Origin of the sequence: Pseudomonas triticicola (assembly GCF_019145375.1) — a bacterium.
GTDB classification, from domain to species: Bacteria; Pseudomonadota; Gammaproteobacteria; order Pseudomonadales; family Pseudomonadaceae; genus Aquipseudomonas; species Aquipseudomonas triticicola.
The window spans coordinates 1607230-1631435 of sequence record NZ_JAHSTX010000001.1; the positions used below are offsets into that span (position 1 = coordinate 1607230).

Genomic DNA, 24206 nt, shown 5'->3' on the forward strand with positions numbered 1-24206 from the left:
AGGCGGCTCAAGTCGCGCAATCGCGAGCCCACAGCGGTGGCTGGATGCTGGCGATCGTTTATTACAAGAACAAGAATCCGGAGTGACAGCGTTATGAACAGCTTGCGCAGTGTGTCGATCAGCCGACGCTTGTGGCTCATCTTGATCGTGGCGGTGGTCATGTTGCTGACCTTGGGCGTGCTGATGCTCAAGCAGATCCACGACGACCTCTACCACGCCAAAGCGCAGAAAACCCAGCATGTGGTGCAGACCGCCAGTGGCCTGCTGACCTATTACCAAGGGCTGGAGACCGCCGGCACCCTGACCAGAGATGCCGCGCAAAAGCAGGCGCTGACCGCGATCCGTGGCCTGCGCTATGACCAGAGCGACTACTTCTGGATCAACGACCTCACGCCCGTGATGGTCATGCACCCGACCAATCCCAAGCTCGAAGGCCAGAATCTTTCGGCGATCCGCGACCCGGACGGCTTTGCGGTGTTCAACGAGATGGTCGCCATTGCCAAGGCCAAAGGCGCGGGCATGGTCAATTATCGCTGGCCGAAACCGGGGGCGACCGATCCTGTCGCCAAGACCTCGTATGTGAAGCTGTTTGAGCCGTGGGGCTGGGTGATCGGTTCCGGTGTTTACGTCGACGATGTTCAGGCGGAATTTCAGGGACAAATGATCAAGGCGTCGGCGATCGGCCTGGCGATTGCGCTGATCATGGCGCTGCTGGTGATCCTGATCGCACGCAGCATCGTCCGTCCGTTGCAGGAGACCGTGAATGCGATGGCCAACATCGCCAGCGGCGAAAGCGACCTGACCCGCAGCCTCGATACCCATGGCAAGGATGAAGTCACTGAACTCGCCCATCACTTCAATGCCTTCACCACCAAGTTGCGTCGGGTGATTGGTGACTTGCAGGTGTCGGCCAGCGCTCTGGGGCAGTCTTCCAGCGAACTGGGCAACGATGCCTCGCAAGCGCAGCAGCGCAGTCAGCAGCAATCGCAGCAGATGGAATTGGTGGCCACGGCGATCAACGAAGTCACCTACGGCGTGCAGGACGTGGCGAAAAACGCCGAACACGCCGCCGCCGAAATGCGTGATGCCGAAGCGCAGGCGCAACAGGGGCAGATCAATATTGACGGCAGCTTGGAACAGATCGACAAGCTCTCGGGCACGATTGATCAGGCGGTGGAAGTGATCCGCACCCTGGCGGCGGAGAGCACGCAGATTGGCAGCGTGCTGGAAGTGATTCGCTCGATTGCCGAACAGACCAATCTGCTGGCCTTGAACGCGGCGATTGAAGCGGCGCGTGCGGGTGAACAGGGTCGCGGGTTCGCCGTAGTCGCCGATGAGGTGCGCTTGCTGGCCCAGCGTACGCAGAAATCGACGGCGGAGATTCAGTCAATGATCGAGCGTCTGCAGAATCATTCGGAGGCGGCTGTGAAGGTCATTGGTGACAGCAGCAAGGCATCGCAACTGACCATTGAACAGGCGGGACTGGCCGGAGCGAGCCTTAATGCGATTGGCCAGGCGTTGCGTAATCTCAACGGCCTGAATGCGTCGATTGCCAGCGCCACGTTGCAACAGGCGCACGTGGTTGAGGACATCAACCAGAACGTTACCCAGGCGGCCGGGCTTTCCCATAGCACCGCGTTGGCGGCTGAACAATCCAGTGCAGCCAGCCTGCGGCTTGGGCAACTGAGCGAACAGCTCAACGGGTTGCTGCGCCAGTTCCGCGTCTGACCGATCACCGAGGTGAGCCCACCCCTCACCCCAGCCCTCTCCCCGAGGAGAGGGAGCAGATCACTGGGCTTTTCATGATCTGCGTTCGACGCGATATTCCAGGTCGGCGTACCTCGACCAAACAACGTGATCAGTTCCCTCTCCTTCCGGGAGAGGGTTAGGGTGAGGGGCTTTTGATCGCAGATCACTGGGCTTCTCAAGATTTGCGTTCGACGCGTTATTCCAGGTCGGCGTACCTCGACCAAACAACGCGGTCAGTTCCCTCTCGCTCCGAGAGAGGGTTAGGGTGAGGGGCTTTTGATCGCAGATCACTGCGCTTTTCATGATCTGCGTTCGACGCGAATTCCAGGTCGGCGTACCTCGACCAAAACAACGTGGTCAGTTCCCTCTCCCTCCGGGAGAGGGTCAGAGTGAGGGGCTTTTGATCGCAGATCACTGGGCATTTCATGATCTGCGTCCGACGCGTTATTCCAGGTCGGCGTACCTCGACCAAACAACGCGATCAGATCCCTCTCCCTCCGGGAGAGGCTTAGGGTGAGGGGCTTTTGATCGCAGATCACTCTGCTTTTCATGATCTGCGTTTGACGCGATATTCCAGGTCGGCGTACCTCGACCAAAACAACGTGGTCAGTTCCCTCTCCCTCCGGGAGAGGCTTAGGGTGAGGGGCTTTTGATCGCAGATCACTGCGCTTTTCATGATCTGCGTCCGACGCGATATTCCAGGTCGGCGTACCTCGACCAAACAACGCGATCAGTTCCCTCTCGCTCCGAGAGAGGGTTAGGGTGAGGGGCTTTTGATCGCAGATCACTGCGCTTTTCATGATCTGCGTTCGACGCGATATTCCAGGTCGGCGTACCTCGACCAAAACAACGTGGTCAGTTCCCTCTCCCTCCGGGAGAGGCTTAGGGTGAGGGGCTTTTGATCGCAGATCACTGCGCTTTTCATGATCTGCGTCCGACGCGATATTCCAGGTCGGCGTACCTCGACCAAACAACGCGGTCAGTTCCCTCTCCCTCCGGGAGAGGGTTAGGGTGAGGGGCTTTTGATCGCAGATCACTGCGCTTTTCATGATCTGCGTCCGACGCGATATTCCAGGTCGGCGTACCTCGACCAACCAACGCGGTCAGTTCCCTCTCGCTCCGAGAGAGGGTTAGGGTGAGGGGCTTTTGATCGCAGATCACTGGGCGTTTCATGATCTGCGTCCGACGCGATATTCCAGGTCGGCGTACCTCGACCAACCAACGCGGTCAGTTCCCTCTCCCTCCGGGAGAGGGTTAGGGTGAGGGGCTTTTGATCGCAGATCACTGGGCATTTCATGATCTGCGTTCGACGCGTTATTCCAGGTCGGCGTACCTCGACCAAACAACGCGGTCAGTTCCCTCTCCCTCCGGGAGAGGGTTAGGGTGAGGGGCTTTTGATCGCAGATCACTGCGCTTTTCATGATCTGCGTCCGACGCGATATTCCAGGTCGGCGTACCTCGACCAACCAACGCGGTCAGTTCCCTCTCCCTCCGGGAGAGGGTTAGGGTGAGGGGCTTTTGACCTGACTAATGCAGTACAATCCGCCCCCTTCTCAACTCCCCCAAGGATCACTCATGTCCGGGCTTGAACTGTTTGCCGCTGCCCTCGGTGTCATCGCCGTGTGGCTGACGGTCAAGCAGAATCCGTGGTGCTGGCCGATCGGGCTGGTCATGGTGTTGCTCTACAGCTGGATCTTCTTTGAGGTGAAGCTGTATTCGGACATGTTGCTGCAGGTCATCTACGCCGCGCTGCAAATCTATGGCTGGTGGCAATGGACCCGCGCCGGGACGATGCATGACGGTCGCCAGGTTACCCGCCTCGATGCACGCTCGATTCTGCTCGGCCTTGGCATTGGAGCGATCGGCAGCCTGTCGCTGGGCGCGGCGATGGCGCACTGGACCGACGCCGCACAGCCGTGGCTGGATGCCGCGCTCACCGGTTTCAGTCTGGTCGCGCAACTGTGGATGGCGCAAAAACGCCTGCAATGCTGGGCGTTGTGGTTCGTCCTCGATGTGATCTTTGTCGGCCTGTTCATCTATAAAGGCCTGTACCTGACCGCCGCCCTTTACGCGCTATTTACCCTGCTCGCCGTGCAAGGCTGGCGGGAATGGCGTGCCGATCCGGCGTTGCGCACATGAAAGTCGTTGTTCTCACCGGCCCGGAATCCACCGGCAAGAGTTGGCTGGCGGCAGGCCTGGAGCAGCGTTTCGGCGGCGTGCGCGTTGATGAATATGTGCGTCGGTTCATTGAGGAAAATCCCCGCGACACCTGTTGGGCGGATATTCCTGATATCGCCCGGGGTCAGTTGCGCTGGGAAGATCAGGCACGGGCGAAGCAGCCCGCGCTGTTGATCCTCGATACGCATTTGCTGAGCAACATCCTCTGGAGTCAGACCCTGTTCGGCGACTGCCCAGACTGGCTGGAAGCGGAATTGCTTGCGCGTCATTACGACCTGCACCTTCTGCTGTCACCGCATCAGGTCGACTGGGCCGAAGACGGCCAGCGCTGCCAACCGGATCTTGCGGATCGCATGGCATTTTTCGAAGCCACGCGCGCCTGGTTGATTGAGCATCAACAGCCATTGCAAGTTATCGTGGGCAATTGGGCCGAACGCCAAGCGCAAGCCTTTGCGGCGGTCGAGCTTCTGCTGTCCAGCTGAGCCGCCCTGGGACGAAACTGTCCGTTTTTGAAACACTCCTAACCGCGCAAAGCCCCCATCCAAACGCTGTTCATCACTCCGTCACGTCACCTGTTACGCCGATGAAACACATCGGCGCAAACCCTTGTTCCAGAGCTTTCCAACGTCAAGCACCGCTCAAGCCCCCCTGCATGTGTCTCAGCGCTGAAACAGTACCCGCTTCAAGCATTCCTCGAAAACACCCAACCCGTTGAAATAACGGGACAATTCAAAACCGGCACAGCTTTCGCTCTCTCCTTCACAACGCTGAATAACCCAGCCCACTGAAGAAGGAATTGCAGCCGTGGGGAATTTCAATAAACGCCTGACCTGCCTCCTGCTGATCGGATCAGCCGCCAGCGCATTGATCAGTGCCAGCGCCCAGGCCGAAGGCAATGGAGTGATCGTCCTCAACCGCGACGTTCAGCCAATCCCGATCGGGCGCAACGGCGGCAAAGACCCCTATCCGACCACGGTCAACGCCAATCCTTCGGCGCGGATCAACCAGACCCTCAGCAGTACCGAACTCACTGACGGTGATTTCGCCAGTGTCGCCAGCGGCTCATCGATTCGCGGCAACATGACCACGCCCAGTTCCAACCTGCCCGGCATGAACACCCTGACCAATCAGAACGGCCTGCCCGGTATGCGCACGGGTAGCGGCGGCGGTTCCGGTGCCTCGATCTCAAACACGGTCAACCGGGCGATGAGCACCGGCCTGGCGCCTTTGACTCGCATGGCCGGAGGCCAATGACATGAATCGCACCCTGCTGCTTCTCGCCCTGCTCGGCTGCACCAGCGCCATGGCCGATTCGGCTTCAGTCAACAAAGCAAATATCCAGGATTCCGGCGCTCAGTATCGCGGCAACTTCAACGTCAACCAGGCCGCCGGTGACCAGATGCAACAAGCCAACACCAAGGCGATTGCCATCGGCACCGAAGCCCATGCCACCACCAGCGTCAGGCAAACCATCGACACGCCCGCCAGCCGCGCCATCGACGCGAGCGCCAATATCGGCGGCAACTCTTTCAGCAATGGCAACGGCATCCTCGGTGTGAACCAGGGCGCCGGTGCCAACAATCAAATGGCCAACGTCACGCGCGTCAGCATCAGTGCCGGCCCGCAGAGCGTTGACGACAGCGCCCTTTCACAACAGAACGTGGCGTTTTTACCGAGCTCAGGAGCAACTGGTACCTCGATCGGCAGTCGCCAGGTCACGACAAGTGATCAGGCCTTCACCGGCAGCCGCGGGGTAATCCAGGTGAACCAGAGTGCCGGGGTGGGGAACCGCATGGCTAACACCCTGAGCATCCGGGTCGCAGACTGACCCAAACAAAAAGCAGTGCAATTAGAAAAGTCCCAACACTTAACCAACTAATAAGCACGACGGAGAAACAACCATGAAACCTACAATGGCTCTCAAACCACTGGTTTTCGCACTCGCAGCAGTGATGGCAATGGCAGCACAGGCCGACGGTCGTGGTAACGGGCATGGCAATGGACACGGCAACGGTCACGGCCAGCCACAAGGTCCGAATCTTGAACAACTGCTGCAGATCACCGCTGGCGCCGGCGCCGCTGTACTCGACGCACAAAACAGCGACGGCAACGTGGTGAAAAACCAGGGCACCCTGAACAACGCCAATGCCAGCGACTCGCTCAACGGCTCCAACGGCAACATGGGCGCCAACGTCGCCGCCGGCGACGGCAACCAGCAGGACAACGCTGCTGCACTGGCCACCGCTGACGAAAGCTTCATCTTCGGCAATGCTGTTGCCGCCTCGAGCGCGACTCAGGTGAACAACAACAACTACGTGAAAAACTCGTCCACCTTCAACAACGCCACGCTCAACAATGCAGGCAACAATGGTTCCGGCAACATCGGCATCAACGTGAGCTCGGGCAACTTCAACCAACAGAAAAACAACCTCGCCATCGCCGTTTCCGGTGGTCGTGTAGCGCAGGCCGCTGCCTCTGCCAACCAGTCCTCGACTGGCCTGGTTGTGGAAAACAAAGGCGTGCAGGCTTACAAAACCGACACCCTCACCGGTACTTATGCAGCCGCTGGCGCGTTCAAAGCCAAAGGCACCGCGACCATCGAAGACGACAACCACGGCGGTTGGGGCAACCGTGGCGGCGGCCATGGCGGCAACGATGATCAGAAAGCCAAGTTCGAAGCCGTGGGTACTTTTGGCCTCGCTGGCGTCACCACCCAACAAGTGCTGACCAAAGATGGCTGGAAAACTCCAGTCGTCAACAACGCCAACATGACCAACTCGATGAACAACTTCTCCGGCAACGGCGGAGCCAACGTCTCGGCGGGTGTGGGCAACCAACAAAGCAACTCGCTGTCCATCGCCGCAGGTTGCAAAGCCTGCATGTAATCGCGATCAAAACGAAAGCCCCGGCAACGGGGCTTTTTTCCCAGGTTCCACAAGGCGTATTCGATCATGCGGACTCCTGCCCTCCTCGCTCTGCTTTGTCTGTGCGGCCTGACTCAGGCAGCCCAGATGCCGGTCGCTGCCCTGCCGGGTGGCGTGCTGGTCTACAAGGACGTGCAAAGCATTCGTGAGCGCAAGTTTGCCGACATCGTTGAACAGAAAACCGATTTCAGCTGCGGCGCTGCTGCACTGGCAACGGTTCTGCGCCAGGCCTATTGGCTCGACGTCGATGAGGAGCACATCATCAAAGGCATGCTGGTCAACGCTGACCAGGACCTGGTACGAACCCAGGGTTTCTCCATGCTCGACATGAAGCGCTACGTAGAAAGCATCGGCATGCGTGCCCGTGGCTACCGGATCCCGCCCGAGAAACTCGAAGCGGTGACCATTCCGGTGGTGGTCCTGATGGACATTCGTGGCTACAAGCATTTCGTCGTCCTGCAGCGTTCGGACAAGGATTGGGTCTACATCGGTGACCCGGTTCTCGGCCACAAGCGCTACAAACACGATGACTTTGTCAAAGGTTGGAACGGCATTGTCTTCGCCATCGTCGGCCCCGGTTACGACAAGGCCAACGCCTTGCGCAGCCCTCCCGTGCCGCTGACGGCGAAGAACTCGCTGGACAGTTTCAACCCGGTCAAAGATGCGGAATTGATGGATTTCGGGTTCATTCAGAGCGACTTCTTTTAATCGCCGAGTTAGAGAATGGGACTGGATGTCCCGGGAGCAGCAGATGAAAAGCTCATACTGGCTGGCCGCCGCCTGCCTGGCAGCGAGTGCGTCAGGTTTAGCCCATGCCGGATTCAAACCCATCGAAATCAAGGACCAGGAGCTCGCCGAGCTGCGCGGTCGTTACGTCATGCCGGGGCGGATCATCAGCTTCGGCATTGTCATGAGCAGCACCTGGCGCAACGCCAGTGGCGACTTGATCGGGGCCGCGACCTCGATGCAGATCCAGGCCGCAACCGTCAAACCGGAATTCTATGTCTCGACCATCAAGGAGTCGGGCAACGGCAGCACCCCTACCCTCGGCACCGGCACTGTCATCGGCGGCGCCGGCCTCAATAGCAGCCAGGGTGTAACGCAAAGCGTACGCGCCGCCGGCGATGGCAACACCGCCAACAACAACGTCGCGATCAACGTCAGCGAAGCCAGCCAGGCCCCGGCACTGGTGCCGTCGCAGGGCCAGGCGCTCATCGCCGGGCAGACCATCAGCGGCAGCAACGGCGCCGGCAGCGTCGCGGTTTCGGCCAATGGCGGTGGCGTGCAAATGGCCATTCAGGCCAGCGGCAATCAAGGCACCGCGCTGCAACAGGTCGCCCAGGGCGGGCTGCTGCAGAACACCCGATTGCTGGGCAGCGCCAACGTGGTCAACAACCTTACGCAACTCAACGTCGTACTTAACAATAACGGCAGAAGCGCCGGTGCACTGGATTGCAACCTGACCCAACTCGGCGCCCTACGCAATATCGGATATTGAACTACGCTGAGTCTCGATCATTGGGCTTAAAGGGACGGCTTATTCATGTATCGATCAGTATCACTGCGTGCTGCAGTGTGTTTGAGTACCCTTCTCCCGGCGGCAATGCTGCAAGCAGCACCCGACGCCGATGTAGAAGCCCTGAAACGGGAACTTCTGGAACTGAGACAACGATACGAACAACAACAACAAGCGCTGGCGGTACTTGAACAACGGGTCCGCCAGGTAGAAGAAACACCCGCCGCCCCACCGCCAAAACGGCTGGCCAAATCGCCGTCCGACATGAAAGGCAATCGCGTCGCCGGAGCCGCCACAGGCACCGGTGCGGCCGCTGCATCGGGAGGCGCCGCCGGGGGCAGTGGCGCATCCTACGGTCAATCACTGGCCGATGATTCACAACCGGCACAGAGCGTTTCCAACCTGTATGACGAAGCCAGCGGTTTCTTTGGCGGCGGCAAGTTCAGCGTGGAAACCGGCCTGACCTATTCGCGCTACGACACCCGTCAGTTGATCCTGAACGGGTTCCTTGCGCTGGATTCGATCTTTCTGGGCAACATCAACCTCGACCGGATCAAGGCCGACACCTGGACCCTGGACCTCACCGGCCGCTACAACTTCGACAATCGCTGGCAGTTCGACCTGAACGTGCCGGTGATCTATCGCGAGTCGACGTATCAATCCGGCGGCGGCAACGAGGGCGCGGCTGGCGTAACAACCGAAGAAACCGTGACCAAGGATCCAACCATAGGCGACGTCAACTTCGGTATCGCCTACAAGTTCCTCGACGAATCGGTCAACACCCCGGACGCAGTCGTTACCCTGCGCGTCAAGGCGCCGACCGGCAAAGACCCGTTCGGCATCAAACTGCGCCAGACCGACGCCAACTCCAACCTGTTCGTCCCCGACACCCTGCCCACCGGCAACGGCGTCTGGTCGATCACGCCGGGTATCTCGCTGGTCAAGACGTTTGACCCGGCGGTGCTGTTCGGCAGCCTCTCCTACACCCACAACCTCGAGGAGTCGTTTGACGACATCAGCTCCACGGTCAACCAGAAAACCCCGGGCAAAGTGCGCATCGGCGACAGCTTCCAGATCGGCGCCGGCATCGCCTTCGCGCTCAACGAGAAGATGAGTATGTCGTTCTCGGTCTCCGACCTGGTGCAGCGCAAGAGCAAGCTGAAACAGGACGGTGGTGATTGGGAGTCGGTGGTATCCAGTGATGCCAACGCCGGTTACTTCAACGTCGGCATGACCATTGCGGCCACCGACAACCTGACGATCGTGCCGAACCTGTCGATCGGCATGACCGATGATGCACCGGACTTTTCGTTCAGCCTGAAATTCCCGTATTACTTCTAAAAGCAAAAGATCGCAGCCTTCGGCAGCTCCTACAGTCTGGATTGAGTGAATCCATGTAGGAGCCGCCGAAGGCTGCGATCTTTTGATCTTCAGGCTTTTGCTCGTGACCACTCATCGGAAACACGCCCGCACCTGTCAGATCTGACAGGTGCGCTTTTCGCATAAATAACTTCTGATAGCTCCAGCGTCTGGTCGCCCGTGGCCAGCCCATATTCAGGAGCATCGCCATGGATCTTCTTACCGCCGCCAATTTATATCCGCCCACCATTCCCTCGGCCACCACGCTCGAAACGACGGAGCACTATGCTGGGGGTATCGCCATTAATTCCATCAAAGGTGGAACATTGAAAGTCGTCGTGGACGCCTGGTTGAACATGGCGCTTGATGACAAATGTGAGCTGTATTGGGATGACGATGAAAACCCGGTGGAGTTTACTGTAATCGATGATCTCAACACTCAAAAAGTTGAGTTTTACGTCCCCGTCGGATTCATCACCAATGGCTCCGCCAAAGTGTTTTATCGAGTCACTCGTTTTCCTCAGGAACCGGTCAAATCCACTGAGCTACTGATGTGGGTGAAGCTCACCCGGCCCGCTGATGTTGACACCGACAGCGAACCGGGGCACTCCGGCCTCAGCTATACCTTGGTCCCGGATCCGTCGAAGGGAGTCGATAGCGAGATGGCCGAGGGAGGGATTCGAATGTACATCGATCACTACCGATACATCGCCACGTACGATCGCATCATTTGTAAGTGGGAGGACAAAGATGTGTCTTTCTACCCGATAACGCAGGCACAGATTGATGACCCGGATAACAACCCGATTTTCGTGACGTTTACCGAGGACGTCATCAGAGGACAAGGTAACGGCCCTGACAAACGGGTGTCCTTCCGGGTAGTTGACCGTGTAGGGAATACCACTGACCCTTCGGACCCCTCGTCGAAAATCACTTACGTCTCGGTGGACCTGAGGTTGCCGGCGCCAACAATCTGGGTCAACAACCAGAACGTCACTACCATCGACCTGAAGGTACTGGGCACGAGCGATGCCGCCGCCCGGGTTTACTTCGCAGGCGCGGACTACCAGGCCGGTGACAAGGTTGTCCTGACCTGGGCCGGCACGACGTCTGGAGGACAGCCCGTGATCGTCGGCCCGCTGGAAAAAACCGTCGACAGCGTGCCCAGCCATCACGATTTCCCGATCCCGAACGCCAAGATCACAGCGATCGTCAACGGTTCGGCCAAGGTCGGCTATCAGCTGCTACGCGCCAACGTGCCCGCACGCCCATCCAGTAACGCTGTCATCACGGTCACCGGCGAAGTCAGTCAGTTGAAACCGCCAACGGTTGTCGAGGCGCCGGATTACAAACTTGACCCGAACCGGCATCAGAATGGATTTACCGTGGTGTTTGACACCGCCGCGTTTGGCGCAAATCACGAGGTAAAACTGGAAATCGCCGGCAGACCGGGCGCCGGCTCAGTACCTCCCCAGCAAAAACCGGTGGCGGGACAGTCGAAAGTGCAGTTCGACATTGATTTCTCCGTCACCGGGGCAAATCTGCAGCGCAGTGTGGAGCTGATATACAGCCTGATTGTCGATGGACAGCCGACGCCGGCGCAGAGTGTGACGCTGGTGATTGGCGAGTTGCTGCAATCGAGCATGCCGATGCCGAATCTTGAGGGTTTTGATGGTGAGGTGCTGGATGTTGAGTTGGTCAAGGATGAGACGAAGGTGCTGTGTGGGGCTTGGCCGTTTCAGCGGATAGGGTTACCGATTTGGTTGGAGTATGTGGAGACGCTTGCGGATGGTGGGGAGCGGGTCAAGGAACAGTTTGTGGGGGTTGCGCATGATCAGGGGGTGGGGCTTAGTTATTTGGCTGAGGTGGAGTGGTTGCGGGGGTGTAAAGCGGATTCGACCGTGACTATTGCTCTATGGCTTGGTTTGTTTGAGAACGCTTCAAAAAGCGAAGCGATTCAATGCAGAGATCGTGTTTATCTAGTTAGTCTAGGTCTTGACGATCGAACTACTTTCACGGGGTCTAATTGGAACGGCTGGCTTCCGTTCCTTTTCGAATTCCCCCCTAGATTAGTCACCGATGAAAACGACTACTTCCTTCAGAGCGTCCTACTTCCCTCGGGAGTCCATGCCATCATCATTCATAAGTATTTTGAAAGAATTCTATCGGGGGAAAACTATAGCGTTAGCTTTGATTATCGCTGTGCAAAACCGAAATTATTAGAGCTTGTAGAGGGAACCACTTTGCGGTACAGGGCTCGCATCCCTAGCACAGCTGGTTGGCAACCATATAGTTTCCCCTACACAGCAAAAGTTAGCGGTGCCAAATTGAAATTCTCTCTACGTGATAACAATTTGGTTGTGCAATTGGATAACATCCGCATCAGAAGGATCACATAAAAACGATGCGCTTATATGTTAAATATTGCGCTGCATTTATGATTTCTCGCCTTTTCAATCGAATGGCTTTTTTCTCTTTCAAGAAAGAAGAAGCCGTTCATTAGTCATATGTGAACGAAATAATATTTCATGGTGAAGACGTTAATCAAATTGGCTGTGCGATTACCTAATTTGATGCTTATGCAACAACCGATAAAAAGTAGGCCGCGAAACCCCTAAAACTTTCGCGGCCACACTCAAATTATCACTATGCCGATTCAATACATCACACAACGCCTGCCGTTCCGCCCGGGTTTTGTAATCCTCCAGCGTGCCCATCGGCGTGGCAATCGAATGCTGGCTGATCAACCCCAAATCCCTAGCCTCAATCTGCCTCCCCTCCGCCAACACCAACCCGCGCCTGACCCGGTTAGCCAGCTCGCGCACATTGCCCGGCCAGTCGTGCTTGCCCATGGCAATCAACGCATCCTCGCTGAAGCTTCTTGGTCGACGCCCGGTTTCGTGGCTGTAGAAGTGCGAAAAATGGTTGGCCAGCATCGACAGATCGCCATGGCGCTCGCGTAGCGGTGCGGTGACCACTTGCAGAACGTTGAGCCGGTAATACAGGTCTTCACGGAAGCGCTTCTTCTCGATGGCTGCTTCCAGGTCAACGTGGGTTGCCGCGAGCACTCGCACATCTACGGGTATCGGCTGACTGCCGCCTACCCGCTCGATGTGTTTTTCCTGCAGGAAGCGCAGGAGATTGGCCTGCAATTCCAGCGGCAGGTCGCCGATTTCGTCGAGGAACAACGTGCCGCCATTGGCCGCTTCGATGCGTCCGACCTTGCGCTGATGAGCGCCAGTGAACGCGCCTTTCTCGTGACCAAACAGTTCGGATTGAATCAAATGCTCTGGAATTGCCCCGCAGTTGATCGCTACAAATGGTTTGTTGTGGCGCTGGGATTGTCGGTGCAGGGTGCGCGCGACCAGTTCCTTGCCGGTGCCGCTTTCGCCGCGAATCAGCACGGGCGATTCGGTCGGGGCCAGTTTGCTCAGCAGTTTGCGCAGTTCGCGGATCGGTTTGCTGTCGCCGAGCAGTTCGTGCTCCGGCTGATCAACATGAATCGTGCCCTGCCCGCGCAGGCGCGCCATGCCGAAGGCGCGGCCGAGGGTGACCTGTACGCGGGAGACATCGAAGGGCAAGGTGTGGAAGTCGAAGAACCACTCACATACGAAATCACCGACGTTCTGTAAGCGCAGGACTTCCTGATTGAGCACGGCAATCCATTCGGTGCCGCTGCGGCTGATCAGTTCTTTGACCGCTTCTGGACGTTCCAAGTGGTAAGGCTGCAAGCGCAGCAGGCCGACGTCACAGGCGCGGGATGCGGCGTTCTCCAGATTACAGCTGTCGACATCCCAACCGACGGCGCGCAATCCCGGCAACAGGCGATGACAGTCGTCGCAGGGATCGACCACCAGTAAACGTCTCGACGCAGGCGCTTCGCTCATGACTGTTCCTTGGCGCCAAATTTGATAAATGATCGAAAAAACAGTCATTTGGCAGACCCGGTTGTAACACTAGCAAGATTTTGACGGGGGCTTGTATCGATTGCTTATAGGGTGGTTGTTAAAAGAGTTATAAGAAAGCTGGTTGTTAGTTAGCTATCGACTATTTGGGTTGTGTCAGAGAGCGGCCCCTCACCCTAGCCCTCTCCCGAGGGAGAGGGGACTGACCGTGGTGTTAGTTCGAGTTACACCGACCTGAATTAGCGAGTGGAACTCTAGTTTGAGAAATCCACGAATCGGCTCCCTCTCCTCAGGGAGAGGGCTGGGGTGAGGGGTGAATTCAGCGCGGTGTCCTGACATGTGCAGAACTACCGAAGCGAACGGACATTATGTAAAGAACCTGAAATTTCTTTGTTTCACTTGTGACCCGCCCCCCGGTTGCGTGCATCAGTACAAGTAACCAGCCGCACGGTAAGCCCAACCGACGGCACATCACTTGATTGGGCGCCAATAGAGAGAAGACCCCATGACTGCCCCGCTCCGTATCAACGAAGCTCTTCTGATTGCCAACCACGCGTTCAAGCCATTTCAGTGCGTGGCCTGGGCGCCACAAGACGGCAATGGTGAATTGAGCCTGACCGTCGTCGACCGTACCAACTCCCACATCGGTCGCAAACAGATCCCGAGCAGCGCCTATTCTGACCCGGCGCAACTCGAACAACTGCTGCAGCAGGCCCGCGCCGAGCTGAGCGAAGACGGCCACAAGTTGCAATCCTGGTCGATGCCACACTGATAACCGATCAAGGGCGGATGACGTTAAAGTCATCCGCCCTTGTTGTATGCGTAGTCGAATAAGCACGTTACTTACTGCGCTGTTTAATCCAAATTGCTTGGCTCGCTTGCGACTGGTTCAACAAGACACTGTTCTGGCACAGTGCGACCGTCGTTCTGGTGATTCGTCCAGTTGTACTTCTCGCGGTTCAGGGATTGAATGTTTCGCTCGTGCAGTCAGCCTCCCAATCACTGGGATATCGGCTACTCGCAAGGAGACGCGTGCATGTCGACCCTGAACACTTATGCGCTGCCCACGGTATGGAACAACCCCGGTTCGCTGGACTCGACCTTCGCCATTGGCGGTGTTGCGCAGGTGTACTTTGCCGGTAGCCTGTCCAGCCAGACACAACATGTCGCGCTCGATCCGCAGGGTCGGATTCTGGTCGCCGCCAAGGTCGGTACATCCAAGGGAAGTCGTTTTGGCCTGGCGCGGCTGCTGGGCGATGGTTCGGCGGATTTGTCGTTCGGTATTCAGGGCAGCGTGATCGGCAGTTTCGTCGAAGGATTCGAAGCCAAGGCCGGCAAGGTTCAGGTGCTAGCCGACGGCAAGATTCTGCTGGCCGGCCTGCATTATGAAGACACCCATCGCACCCTCCCCGCCCTCGCCCTGTTCGATGCCGACGGCCGGCCAGATCGGACTTTCGGTGATGACGGCTTCCAGATCGTGCGCCTGCCCGGCGAGCTGTCCTTGGGCACCCGCGACAACTGGCTGCCGCCGGGTGTGCCTGGTGTTGAAGCCTGTGACTTCGCGGTGCAGGAAGACGGTCGCATTCTGCTGATCGCCAACCATCATTTCAGCCTCGCCGACCACGCCGGGATGCTGATTCGCCTCTGCCCCGATGGAAGCCTCGACGAATCGTTCAACGGGCGCGGATTTGTCATGGTTCGCCACTTGCTGCTCAACACCTGGCTGAGCACCCTGCTGCTGAAGGCGGATGGGCGAATTGTCGTCGCAGGTTCCATCGACTTTCCGCAGCAAGGGTTACTGGCGGTTTACCAGTCCGATGGGCGTCTGGACGAGCGTTTTGCCGTGGACGGTTTCATGGCGTTCAGGGCCCACGGCAACAGCGCTCAGATCAGCCAGATCATCGAGTCCGCCGACAGGCTCTACTGCTTCGGCAGCAGCCGCGATCCAATCCGCTGCCTGACGTTTGTCCTGCACGCCAACGGTCGACCGGACCTGCACTGTCATCATGGCCAGCCACAGGTGGTGGACATCGGTCCCAGCGGATGCCAATGGAACGCCGCCCGGTTGATGAGCGACGGCCGCATCATTGCCGTAGGCGCGACCATTGGCGGGGTTGAAGCCGACTTCATGGTCGCCCGTTATCAAGCTGACGGCAGCCTCGATCCAGCGTTCGGTCAGGGCCACGGTTGGTTGCGCACGCGACTGGGGCGAAGTCTGGACACAGCCAATTCTCTGGCCGTACAAACTGACGGGGCTATCGTGGTGGGGGGCTATTCACTGGACGGCAACTATCGGGCAATGGTTGCGCGTTATCTGAATCCATAGAGCATTGAACAGGATCGAGGTTATCGGCGACTTGATCTTCCTTGAAACATCCGGCAACTTTCGCGCTTCTAAATAAAAGGAGCAGCCGATGTCCGGTTCAATCGCCCAGGCGTTCGCGCACAACTTCCTCGGGCAATCGCCACGCTGGTACAAGGCGACCATCGTCGGTTTTCTCATTCTCAATGCCGTGGTGCTGTTCACCATCGGCCCGGTCGCCGCTGGCTGGTTGCTGGTGATCGAATTCATCTTCACCCTGGCCATGGCGCTCAAGTGTTATCCGTTGATGCCCGGCGGCCTGCTGTTGATTGAAGCGTTGCTGTTGAAGATGACCACGCCGCAAGCGCTTTACGATGAGTTGCTGCACAACTTTCCGGTGATCCTGCTGCTGATGTTCATGGTCGCTGGCATTTACTTCATGAAAGATCTGCTGCTGTTTCTGTTTTCACGGCTGCTGTTGGGCGTGCGTTCAAAAGCCATTCTGGCGCTGATGTTCTGCTTCTTGTCGGCATTTCTTTCGGCGTTTCTTGATGCGTTGACCGTGACGGCGGTGATCATCAGTGCGGCTGTCGGCTTTTACTCGGTATATCACCGGGTCGCGTCGGGCAACGATCCACGTAAGGACAGCGAATTCGCTGACGATGAGCATTTGCCGTCGCGACACCATGAGGACTTGAATCAATTCCGCGCTTTTCTGCGCAGCCTGTTGATGCACGGAGCGGTCGGCACGGCGCTCGGTGGCGTCTGCACTTTGGTCGGTGAGCCGCAGAACCTGTTGATCGGCCATGAGATGGGCTGGCATTTCGGCGAGTTCTTCCAGAAGGTTGCCCCGGTTTCGCTGCCGGTACTGGTGGCGGGTCTGATTACTTGCGTGCTGCTGGAGAAGCTGCGCTGGTTCGGATACGGCACGCTGCTGCCGGACAACGTCCGCGCTGTGTTGGCTGACTACGCTGCCGAGGACAACGCCAAACGCACGCCTCGTCAGACGGCGGCGCTGCTGGTGCAAGGCGCGGCGGCACTGATTCTGATTGGTTGCCTGGCGTTTCACCTGGCTGAAGTCGGCCTGATCGGATTGATGGTGATTGTGTTGATCACTGCGTTTACCGGGATCACCGACGAGCATCGCCTGGGCAGCGCGTTCAAGGACGCCATGCCGTTTACCGCGCTTCTGGTGGTGTTTTTTGCCGTGGTGGCAGTCATTCACGATCAGCATCTGTTCGTCCCACTGATCGAGTGGGTCTTGGCGTTGCCGATGGATCAACAGCCGGGCATGTTGTTCATCGCCAACGGCTTGCTCTCGGCGATCAGTGACAACGTGTTCGTTGCGACCATTTACATCACCGAAGTGAAACAGGCTTTTCTGGCCGGGCACATGACTCGCGAGCACTTCGAAACGTTGGCGATTGCGATCAACACCGGCACCAACCTGCCGAGCGTGGCGACCCCTAATGGTCAGGCAGCGTTTCTGTTCCTGCTGACCTCGGCGATTGCACCGCTGGTGCGGTTGTCGTACGGGCGCATGGTGTGGATGGCGGTGCCGTATACCGTGGTGATGGGACTGCTGGGCTGGTATGCGGTGAGCTATTGGCTCTAAGCAACACTGAATAAACCTGTGGGAGCGAGCCTGCTCGCGAATGCGTTGGGTCAGGCAATGAAGGTGTTGAATGTGCCGACACCTTCGCGAGCAGGCTCGCTCCCACATTGGGTTTCGTGGGCTACCGGGGTTTTGCACACGCCGCGAAAACCTGTGGGAGCGAGCCTGCTCGCGAATGCGTTGGGTCAGGCAATGAAGGTGTTGAATGTGTCGACACCTTCGCGAGCAGGCTCGCTCCCACATTGGGTTTCGTGGGCTACCGGGGTTCTGCACACGCCGCGAAAACCTGTGGGAGCGAGCCTGCTCGCGAATGAGTTGGGTCAGGCAATGAAGGTGTTGAATGTGCCGCCGTCTTCCCGAGCAGGCTCGCTCCCACATTGGTTTTGGTGTTGGGTCAGTGCGGGAGGATGTATTTCTCGATCGCCAGGACCACGCCGTCTTCGGTGTTTGACGCTGTAACGACATCGGCCTGACGCTTCACCGCCTCTTCCGCCTGCCCCATGGCAATCGACAAACCTGCGCATTTGAACATCGCCGGGTCGTTGCCGCCGTCGCCGATGACAGCGGTTTGCTCAAGCGGCACACCGAGGTATTCGGCAATCGTTGTCAACGCGGTGCCTTTGTTGGCCTCAAGCGCAGTGACGTCCAGATACACCGGCTGCGAGCGCGACACTTGCGCCATACCGTTGACCTTGGGCAACAGCTGCGCCTCCAGCTCAATCAACAAATCTGTGTTGTTGCTGGTGGCGACGATCTTGTCGATGCGCTCCAGATACGGTTCAAAACTCTCGACCACCACCGGCGGATAGCCGAGGCCGCTCTGTTCACGCGGGACCATCGGCCCGTGCGGGTCCTTGAGCAGCCAGTCGCCGCCACTGAACACCCAGATTTCCACCTCCGGTTGATCGGCAAACAGTGCCAGAGCAATCAACGCCGTGGCCGCCGGCAGATAATGCGCGGCTAACAATGTGCCGTCCGGTTTGACGATGGTGCCGCCATTGAACGCCGCTGTCGGCAGATCAACGCCTAGCGCCTCGATCTGCTGCAACATGGCCTTCGGCGGGCGGCCGCTGGCGAGGCTGAACAGCACGCCGGCCTCGCGCAACGAGCGAACGGCGTCGACGGTGCGTTGATTCAGTGTGTGATCCGGCAATAACAGCGTGCCGTCCATGTCGCTGAGCAGAAAACGTATCGGTTGCTTTGCCAAATCACTCATCCCAGGCTGTGCCAGACGCGACCATCGCGAGTCAGGAGATCTTCGGCTGCTTGCGGGCCATCTTCGCCGGCCGCATACGTCTCGACGCTGGCATCCTGCTGCCAGGCATCAAGGAAAGGCTGCACGGCTCGCCAGCCGTTTTCGATGTTGTCGGCACGCTGGAACAGCGTCTGATCGCCGGTCAGGCAGTCGTAGATCAATGTTTCGTAGCCAGTCGACGGCTGCATCTCGAAAAAATCCTTGTAGGCAAAGCCCAGTTCGATGTTGGCCATGTTCAGCGCCGGCCCCGGGCGCTTGGCCAGCAGGTCGAACCACATGCCTTCATTTGGCTGGATCTGGATACGCAGATAAGTCGGTTGCAACTCGTCGACCTCGGTGTCGCGGAACTGTGCGTACGGCGCCGGTTTGAAACAGATGACGATTTCCGTGTCGCGTACGCTCATGCGTTTGCCCGTGCGCAGGTAGAACGGCACGCCGACCCAGCGCCAGTTGTCGATCATCACCTTCAGCGCCACATAGGTTTCGGTGGTGCTGTCGGGCGAGACATTGGCTTCTTCGCGATAACCGTTAAGCGGTTTGCCGTCGCGCTCGCCCGCCGTGTACTGGCCGCGCACCGAGTTCGCCCGCGCTTCCTCCGTCGACCAGGGACGAATCGCCCCGACCACTTTGGCTTTCTCGCCGCGTACCGCGTCAGCCCCGAAAGCAGCCGGCGGTTCCATGGCGACCATGGCCAGCAACTGGAACAGGTGATTGGGCACCATGTCGCGCAGTGCGCCGGTGTGCTCGTAAAAGCTGCCACGGGTTTCCACACCGACGGTTTCCGCCGCAGTGATCTGCACGTGGTCGATGTAATGGTTGTTCCAGAAGGCTTCGAACAGGCTGTTGGAGAATCGGCTGACCAGGATGTTCTGCACGGTTTCCTTGCCCAGGTAATGGTCGATCCGGTAGATCTGCTTCTCGCTCATGACCTTGAGCAGGCAAGCGTTCAAGGCTTCGGCGGTGTGCAGATCGGAGCCGAACGGCTTCTCGATCACCACCCTTCTGAACGCTTCCGGGGTTTCTTCAAGCAAACCGGCGCTGCCGAGACGGCGCACCACTTCGCTGAAGAAGCGTGGCGCGGTGGCCAGGTAGAACACCGCATTGCCGGTGCCGCTGTCGGCGATTTTCGCCGCCAGGGCTGAATAAGTGCTGTCGTCGAGGAAATCGCCCTGGACGTAGCTGATGCCTTTGGCGAGCTTGGCCCACAAGGCCGGATCAAGCATCTGATCGCCCTTGCCGACCTTCGCCGCCACTTCGGTACGGATGAAGTCTTCGAGCTTCTGCGCAAAGGCCTCATCGGTAATGGCGTTGTGATCAACGCCGACGATCCGCAGATTCTCGTCGAGCAGGCCGTCGCGACTGAGGTTGTACAGCGCCGGCATGAGCAGGCGCTTGACCAGGTCGCCGTGGGCACCGAACAGGAACAGCGTGGTCGGTGGTGCGGGTTCTGCCTTGGATTTTCTGCGGATCGTATGGGTCATTTTTTCGCGGTCTCCACGTGGCCGCCGAAGCCGAAGCGTTGTGCCGACAGGATCTTGTCACCAAAGGTGCCCTGCCCGCGCGAGCGGTAACGGGAGAACAGCGAGTTGGACAGCACCGGTACTGGCACTGCTTGCTCCATGGCCGCTTCGATGGTCCATTGACCCTCGCCACTGTCGGCGACCGAGCCGGAGAAACCGTCGAGCTTCGGGTCGCTGGCCAGCGCATCGGCAGTCAGGTCCAGCAGCCACGACGAAACCACGCTGCCACGACGCCAGACCTCAGCGATATCGGCCACGTTCAAATCAAAACGCTGATCTTCCGGCAAACGTTCGCTGGATTTGGTCTTGAGGATGTCGAAGCCCTCGGCGAACGCGGCCATCATGCCGTACTCGATGCCGTTGTGGATCATCTTCACGAAGTGCCCGGCGCCTGCGGGACCGGCGTGGATGTAGCCGTGCTCGGCACGGTGGTCATCGGACTTGCGATCCTTGGTGCGCGGGATGTCGCCCATGCCGGGCGCCAGTGCGGCAAACAGCGGGTCGAGACGCTGCACGGTTTCGGCGTCGCCACCGATCATCATGCAATAGCCGCGTTCCAGGCCCCAGACGCCGCCGGAGGTGCCGACGTCGATGTAGTGCAGGCCCTTCTCGTTCAGCGTCTTGGCGCGACGAATGTCGTCCTTGTAGTTGGTGTTGCCGCCGTCGATGATCGTATCGCCGGGTTCAAGCAGTTCGCTCAGGGTGTTGATGGTGTCTTCGGTCGGTGCGCCCGCCGGCAGCATGACCCAGACCGCGCGCGGCTTGTCGAGGCCGGCGACCAGTGCCGGCAAGTCGGCGACGCCAGTGGAGCCCTCGGCGACCAGGTTATCGATGAAAGCGGTATTGCGGTCGTAAACAACGGTGGTGTGCCCGTTGAGCATCAGACGTCGCGCAATATTGCCGCCCATGCGGCCCAGTCCAATAATCCCGAGTTGCATGTGCTGATGCTCCTTACTACAAATAAATGTGTGTCATTGGTTATAGCCCAACGCGACTGATGGAGGTTAGTCCAGAGCGTTGCGATGAAGTTTCCGGGCATTGTGCCCGATCCAGAGTGATAACGCCCCGAATCCTGCCGAAGACACACCGACCATGAAAAATAAAAAAGTTCCCTTCCAGGGCAAAAGAAATCAAAATTGGCGCCGATAGTAAGTCAAGCGCCTCGGAACGAGGAGTGACTTACAGTTGATGCACGCCATTTGCGAGGTGAGCAATGGGCACAGTACACACAGCAATGCCGCCACAAACCCTCTACGTTACGATCCGTCGCGATGAATTGCGCCAGTTGAAAGACGAGCGCGACCAGTTGAAGCACGAATTGGCGCAATTGCGCGCATTGACCCAAGGCTCGCAGCCGCAACCGCGTCCGGTTGTGCAGCGCGCGCCCCACGCCTGATCCCGCCTGCTTCGGGAACGGCCCTCGTCGTTCCCGACACGTTGTACCTCTGACCGCTTGATGCCAGATAAAAGCGGCGCTTAACAAATCTTTCACATGCCCTTGGGGATACTCCGCCCCATTCTGGCCGTACCTGTGCGTACGGCCTCTGTTCGTCGGTGTCATGGAAGCGTTCCGGCGTGGGTTTGATGATTGAGCTGGAGCGCTGAATGGCATTGTTCAAACGCAGCAAAACGACTGCGAATGGTTTCGACTGGGCTGGATTTATCTGGCTGTTCGTCTTCTTCTGGTATTTCTCGGGTATCACCCAACTGCTGATCCAGCTGACCGGCACATCCGGCTTCACCGGATTCCGCCAGGCCTTCGTGATGAGCGCGCTATGGCTGGCGCCGATGCTGCTGTTCCCCAAACAGACCCGCCTGCTCGCCGCCATCATCGGCGTGGTGCTGTGGGCCTGCTCGATGGCCAGCCTTGGCTACTTCTTCATTTATCAGCAGGAATTCTCGCAGAGCGTCATCTTCATCATGTTCGAATCGAACGTGTCGGAAGCCGGCGAGTACATGACGCAGTATTTCGCCTGGTGGATGATTCCGGCGTTCCTCGCCCATACCGCGTTCGCCTACTTCCTGTGGACACGCCTGCGCCCGGTGTACATGCCGCGTGGTCGCGCGCTGGTAGCGGCGACGGCAATTGTCGTCGCCGTGGTCGGCTATCCGCTGGTCAAGCAAACCATGCGCATGGGCACCTTCGCCCAAGGCTTCGAGAAATTCGAAACCCGTATCGAGCCCGCCGTGCCCTGGCAGATGGCTGTGGCCTATCACCGCTATCAGGAAACCCTCGCCGACATGCAGGGCATGCTCGACAGTGCGAGCAAAATCCCGCCGCTGAAAAACCTCAAGGACGCATCGGCCGGGCAACCGGCGACTCTGGTGCTGGTCATCGGTGAATCGACCAACCGTCAGCGCATGAGCCTCTACGGTTACCCGCGCAACACCACGCCGGAACTGGACAAGCTCAAGGATCAACTGGCGATCTTCGACAACGTCATCACTCCGCGCCCCTACACCATCGAAGCGTTGCAGCAAGTGCTGACCTTCGCCGATGAGCAGAACCCGGATCTTTACCTGTCGACGCCGTCGCTGGTCAGCGTGATGAAACAGGCCGGTTACAAGACCTTCTGGATCACCAACCAGCAGACCATGACCAAGCGCAACACCATGCTCACGACCTTCTCCGAACAGGCTGACGAGCAGGTGTACCTGAACAACAACCGCAACCAGAACGCCGCGCAGTACGACGGTGACGTTATCGAGCCGTTCAACAAGGCTCTGACTGACCCGGCTGAACGCAAACTGATTGTCGTGCATCTGCTCGGCACGCACATGAGCTACCAGTACCGTTATCCGCCGAGCTTCGACAAGTTTCAGGATCGCCAGGGCATACCGGCCGGGGTGCGCGACGATCAGGTTCCGACCTACAACAGCTACGACAACGCGGTGCTGTACAACGACTTCGTGGTTTCAAGCCTGATCAAGGACTACGCCAAATCCGACCCGAACGGCTTTTTGCTGTATCTGTCCGACCACGGCGAAGATGTTTTCGACTCGGCCGGCCACAGCACTCTCGGCCGCAACGAAAACAAACCGACCGCGCCGATGTACACCATCCCGTTCATGGCCTGGGCCTCGCCGAAGTGGAAGCAAAACCATGACTGGAGCTTCGCTGGCGACCTCAGCCGCCCGTACAGTAGCTCGCAGTTCATCCACACCTGGGCGGATCTGGTCGGATTGAGCTCGGATGAACTGGATCGCAGCAAGAGTCTGGTCAGCGACAGCTTTGTGCCGCGCAAACTGCTGATTGGTGATCCGTATCAGACGGCGAAACGCTCACTCATCGATTTCAGCTTGATGAAACCCAAGCAGCCTGCCCCGGCAGAGGTGGCGCAGAAGTAAAACGACAAAGGGCCTGCGAGGGCCCTTTTTTGTGCGTGCTGATTGGTGTGCTGCTGCGGTAATCCGTCCTGAAATACCCAGCAATAGTTGCCCTGAACCAGCGTTAACCCATTGTTAATGGCGGCGACACAGACTCTTTTCTGCGGTCTGCTTCACGGACGAACCGACTCCCACTTGTTCAGTAGGAGGCAACATGAAAACCACCACCCTCATCCTCACCACCCTGCTCGCCCTCGGCTCCACCAGCGCCTTTGCTGAAGGCGGCGCCGAGCGCATGCGTTATTACTACGACAATTTCCCGATCCAGCACGCGCAAAGCGAGCAAAAGGCCGACGCCAGCGCGAAAGAAATCCGCGTCCCTGCTGACCAGACGGCGCAGGTGACCGAGTCTTATCGCGACTGAGTTCTACCGAGCAACCGATGAACCTTCCGTGGCTCCGCTCTGGCCCGGGAGATGACAGTTGAGGCGCCCTGATTGGGGCGCCTTTTTTTATGGCCGGGCTAATTAGGACCGGCTTTTCATTTGCGGTGAATT

Annotated in this window: 20 protein-coding genes; 16 read left to right on the forward strand and 4 right to left on the reverse strand. The window is 58.4% G+C overall.

Annotation, left to right across the window (positions count from 1 at the left end):
- Positions 1-93: 93 nt before the first annotated feature.
- From KVG85_RS07255 to KVG85_RS07300, 10 genes are all read left to right on the forward strand, one after another.
- Positions 94-1728: a methyl-accepting chemotaxis protein gene (locus tag KVG85_RS07255; RefSeq protein ID WP_217863420.1), complete on the forward strand. Its 1635-nt coding sequence runs from the start codon at positions 94-96 to the stop codon at positions 1726-1728.
- 1596 nt (positions 1729-3324) lie between these two features.
- Positions 3325-3888: a nicotinamide riboside transporter PnuC gene (gene pnuC / locus KVG85_RS07260; protein WP_123442516.1), complete on the forward strand. Its 564-nt coding sequence runs from the start codon at positions 3325-3327 to the stop codon at positions 3886-3888.
- Entirely contained in the window at positions 3885-4409 is a 525-nt protein-coding gene (locus KVG85_RS07265; RefSeq protein WP_217863421.1) for an AAA family ATPase, read from the forward strand. Before pnuC ends, KVG85_RS07265 begins: the two co-directional genes overlap by 4 nt.
- Positions 4410-4731: 322 nt before the next feature.
- Positions 4732-5181, forward strand: coding sequence for a functional amyloid chaperone FapA (fapA, locus tag KVG85_RS07270; protein ID WP_217863422.1), 450 nt, complete (start codon positions 4732-4734; stop codon positions 5179-5181).
- 1 nt (position 5182) lies between these two features.
- Positions 5183-5755 (forward strand): fibril amyloid subunit FapB, encoded by a 573-nt coding sequence (gene fapB, locus KVG85_RS07275; protein ID WP_041479691.1) that lies wholly within the window; start codon positions 5183-5185, stop codon positions 5753-5755.
- A 73-nt stretch (positions 5756-5828) separates the two neighbouring features.
- Positions 5829-6812 carry an amyloid-like fimbrin subunit FapC gene (gene fapC, locus KVG85_RS07280; protein ID WP_133337851.1) on the forward strand — a complete coding sequence of 328 codons (984 nt, stop codon included), beginning with the start codon at positions 5829-5831 and terminating at the stop codon, positions 6810-6812.
- Positions 6813-6878: 66 nt separating this feature from the next.
- A complete protein-coding gene (fapD, locus tag KVG85_RS07285) occupies positions 6879-7559 on the forward strand; it encodes a fibril amyloid maturation endopeptidase FapD (protein ID WP_024012915.1) in 681 nt (226 codons plus the stop codon).
- 43 nt (positions 7560-7602) lie between these two features.
- Positions 7603-8349, forward strand: coding sequence for a fibril amyloid subunit FapE (fapE, locus tag KVG85_RS07290; RefSeq protein WP_073474520.1), 747 nt, complete (start codon positions 7603-7605; stop codon positions 8347-8349).
- Positions 8350-8394: 45 nt separating this feature from the next.
- Positions 8395-9708: a fibril amyloid transporter FapF gene (gene fapF / locus KVG85_RS07295; protein WP_217863423.1), complete on the forward strand. Its 1314-nt coding sequence runs from the start codon at positions 8395-8397 to the stop codon at positions 9706-9708.
- A gap of 227 nt (positions 9709-9935) precedes the next feature.
- Positions 9936-12125 (forward strand): flagellar hook assembly protein FlgD, encoded by a 2190-nt coding sequence (locus KVG85_RS07300; RefSeq protein WP_217863424.1) that lies wholly within the window; start codon positions 9936-9938, stop codon positions 12123-12125.
- A gap of 162 nt (positions 12126-12287) precedes the next feature.
- Here KVG85_RS07300 and KVG85_RS07305 read toward each other — a convergent pair whose 3' ends face one another.
- The gene (locus KVG85_RS07305) at positions 12288-13613 is read right to left on the reverse strand and encodes a sigma-54 dependent transcriptional regulator (protein ID WP_016774678.1); all 1326 of its coding nucleotides are present in this window, start codon (positions 13611-13613) and stop codon (positions 12288-12290) included.
- Between the two features lie 523 nt (positions 13614-14136).
- On the opposite strand from KVG85_RS07305, the gene KVG85_RS07310 reads away from it, so the two are divergent.
- The 3 genes from KVG85_RS07310 to nhaB all read left to right on the forward strand — a co-directional run bounded on the left by KVG85_RS07310 (position 14137) and on the right by nhaB (position 17548).
- Entirely contained in the window at positions 14137-14403 is a 267-nt protein-coding gene (locus KVG85_RS07310) for a hypothetical protein (protein ID WP_016774677.1), read from the forward strand.
- Between the two features lie 264 nt (positions 14404-14667).
- Positions 14668-15957, forward strand: coding sequence for an NHL repeat-containing protein (locus tag KVG85_RS07315; RefSeq protein ID WP_217863425.1), 1290 nt, complete (start codon positions 14668-14670; stop codon positions 15955-15957).
- An 88-nt stretch (positions 15958-16045) separates the two neighbouring features.
- Positions 16046-17548, forward strand: coding sequence for a sodium/proton antiporter NhaB (gene nhaB, locus KVG85_RS07320; protein WP_217863426.1), 1503 nt, complete (start codon positions 16046-16048; stop codon positions 17546-17548).
- Between the two features lie 394 nt (positions 17549-17942).
- Here nhaB and KVG85_RS07325 read toward each other — a convergent pair whose 3' ends face one another.
- The 3 genes from KVG85_RS07325 to gnd are packed head-to-tail and all read right to left on the reverse strand — an operon-like array spanning position 17943 to position 21261.
- The gene (locus KVG85_RS07325; protein ID WP_217863427.1) at positions 17943-18764 is read right to left on the reverse strand and encodes an HAD family hydrolase; all 822 of its coding nucleotides are present in this window, start codon (positions 18762-18764) and stop codon (positions 17943-17945) included.
- A complete protein-coding gene (zwf, locus tag KVG85_RS07330; protein WP_217863428.1) occupies positions 18761-20284 on the reverse strand; it encodes a glucose-6-phosphate dehydrogenase in 1524 nt (507 codons plus the stop codon). The genes KVG85_RS07325 and zwf overlap by 4 nt, the downstream gene beginning before the upstream one ends.
- On the reverse strand, positions 20281-21261 hold the full coding sequence (gene gnd, locus KVG85_RS07335; protein ID WP_064362242.1) for a phosphogluconate dehydrogenase (NAD(+)-dependent, decarboxylating): 981 nt from the start codon (positions 21259-21261) through the stop codon (positions 20281-20283). The genes zwf and gnd overlap by 4 nt, the downstream gene beginning before the upstream one ends.
- 275 nt (positions 21262-21536) lie before the next feature.
- Between gnd and KVG85_RS07340 the strand changes: the two genes are divergently transcribed.
- From KVG85_RS07340 to KVG85_RS07350, 3 genes are all read left to right on the forward strand, one after another.
- On the forward strand, positions 21537-21719 hold the full coding sequence (locus KVG85_RS07340; RefSeq protein WP_016774671.1) for a DUF6026 family protein: 183 nt from the start codon (positions 21537-21539) through the stop codon (positions 21717-21719).
- 209 nt (positions 21720-21928) lie between these two features.
- Positions 21929-23671 (forward strand): phosphoethanolamine transferase CptA, encoded by a 1743-nt coding sequence (locus KVG85_RS07345; RefSeq protein ID WP_217863429.1) that lies wholly within the window; start codon positions 21929-21931, stop codon positions 23669-23671.
- A gap of 193 nt (positions 23672-23864) precedes the next feature.
- On the forward strand, positions 23865-24074 hold the full coding sequence (locus tag KVG85_RS07350) for a hypothetical protein (RefSeq protein ID WP_217863430.1): 210 nt from the start codon (positions 23865-23867) through the stop codon (positions 24072-24074).
- Positions 24075-24206 lie beyond the last annotated feature (132 nt).

Bases quoted from the DNA above. Each gene is read 5' to 3' on its own strand.
- KVG85_RS07255 (WP_217863420.1), top strand. From the start codon at position 94: ATGAACAGCTTGCGCAGTGTGTCGATCAGCCGACGCTTGTGGCTCATC.
- pnuC (WP_123442516.1), top strand. From the start codon at position 3,325: ATGTCCGGGCTTGAACTGTTTGCCGCTGCCCTCGGTGTCATCGCCGTG.
- KVG85_RS07265 (WP_217863421.1), top strand. From the start codon at position 3,885: ATGAAAGTCGTTGTTCTCACCGGCCCGGAATCCACCGGCAAGAGTTGG.
- fapB (WP_041479691.1), top strand. From the start codon at position 5,183: ATGAATCGCACCCTGCTGCTTCTCGCCCTGCTCGGCTGCACCAGCGCC.
- fapC (WP_133337851.1), top strand. From the start codon at position 5,829: ATGAAACCTACAATGGCTCTCAAACCACTGGTTTTCGCACTCGCAGCA.
- fapD (WP_024012915.1), top strand. From the start codon at position 6,879: ATGCGGACTCCTGCCCTCCTCGCTCTGCTTTGTCTGTGCGGCCTGACT.
- fapE (WP_073474520.1), top strand. From the start codon at position 7,603: ATGAAAAGCTCATACTGGCTGGCCGCCGCCTGCCTGGCAGCGAGTGCG.
- fapF (WP_217863423.1), top strand. From the start codon at position 8,395: ATGTATCGATCAGTATCACTGCGTGCTGCAGTGTGTTTGAGTACCCTT.
- KVG85_RS07300 (WP_217863424.1), top strand. From the start codon at position 9,936: ATGGATCTTCTTACCGCCGCCAATTTATATCCGCCCACCATTCCCTCG.
- KVG85_RS07305 (WP_016774678.1), bottom strand. From the start codon at position 13,613: ATGAGCGAAGCGCCTGCGTCGAGACGTTTACTGGTGGTCGATCCCTGC.
- KVG85_RS07310 (WP_016774677.1), top strand. From the start codon at position 14,137: ATGACTGCCCCGCTCCGTATCAACGAAGCTCTTCTGATTGCCAACCAC.
- KVG85_RS07315 (WP_217863425.1), top strand. From the start codon at position 14,668: ATGTCGACCCTGAACACTTATGCGCTGCCCACGGTATGGAACAACCCC.
- nhaB (WP_217863426.1), top strand. From the start codon at position 16,046: ATGTCCGGTTCAATCGCCCAGGCGTTCGCGCACAACTTCCTCGGGCAA.
- KVG85_RS07325 (WP_217863427.1), bottom strand. From the start codon at position 18,764: ATGAGTGATTTGGCAAAGCAACCGATACGTTTTCTGCTCAGCGACATG.
- zwf (WP_217863428.1), bottom strand. From the start codon at position 20,284: ATGACCCATACGATCCGCAGAAAATCCAAGGCAGAACCCGCACCACCG.
- gnd (WP_064362242.1), bottom strand. From the start codon at position 21,261: ATGCAACTCGGGATTATTGGACTGGGCCGCATGGGCGGCAATATTGCG.
- KVG85_RS07340 (WP_016774671.1), top strand. From the start codon at position 21,537: ATGGGCACAGTACACACAGCAATGCCGCCACAAACCCTCTACGTTACG.
- KVG85_RS07345 (WP_217863429.1), top strand. From the start codon at position 21,929: ATGGCATTGTTCAAACGCAGCAAAACGACTGCGAATGGTTTCGACTGG.
- KVG85_RS07350 (WP_217863430.1), top strand. From the start codon at position 23,865: ATGAAAACCACCACCCTCATCCTCACCACCCTGCTCGCCCTCGGCTCC.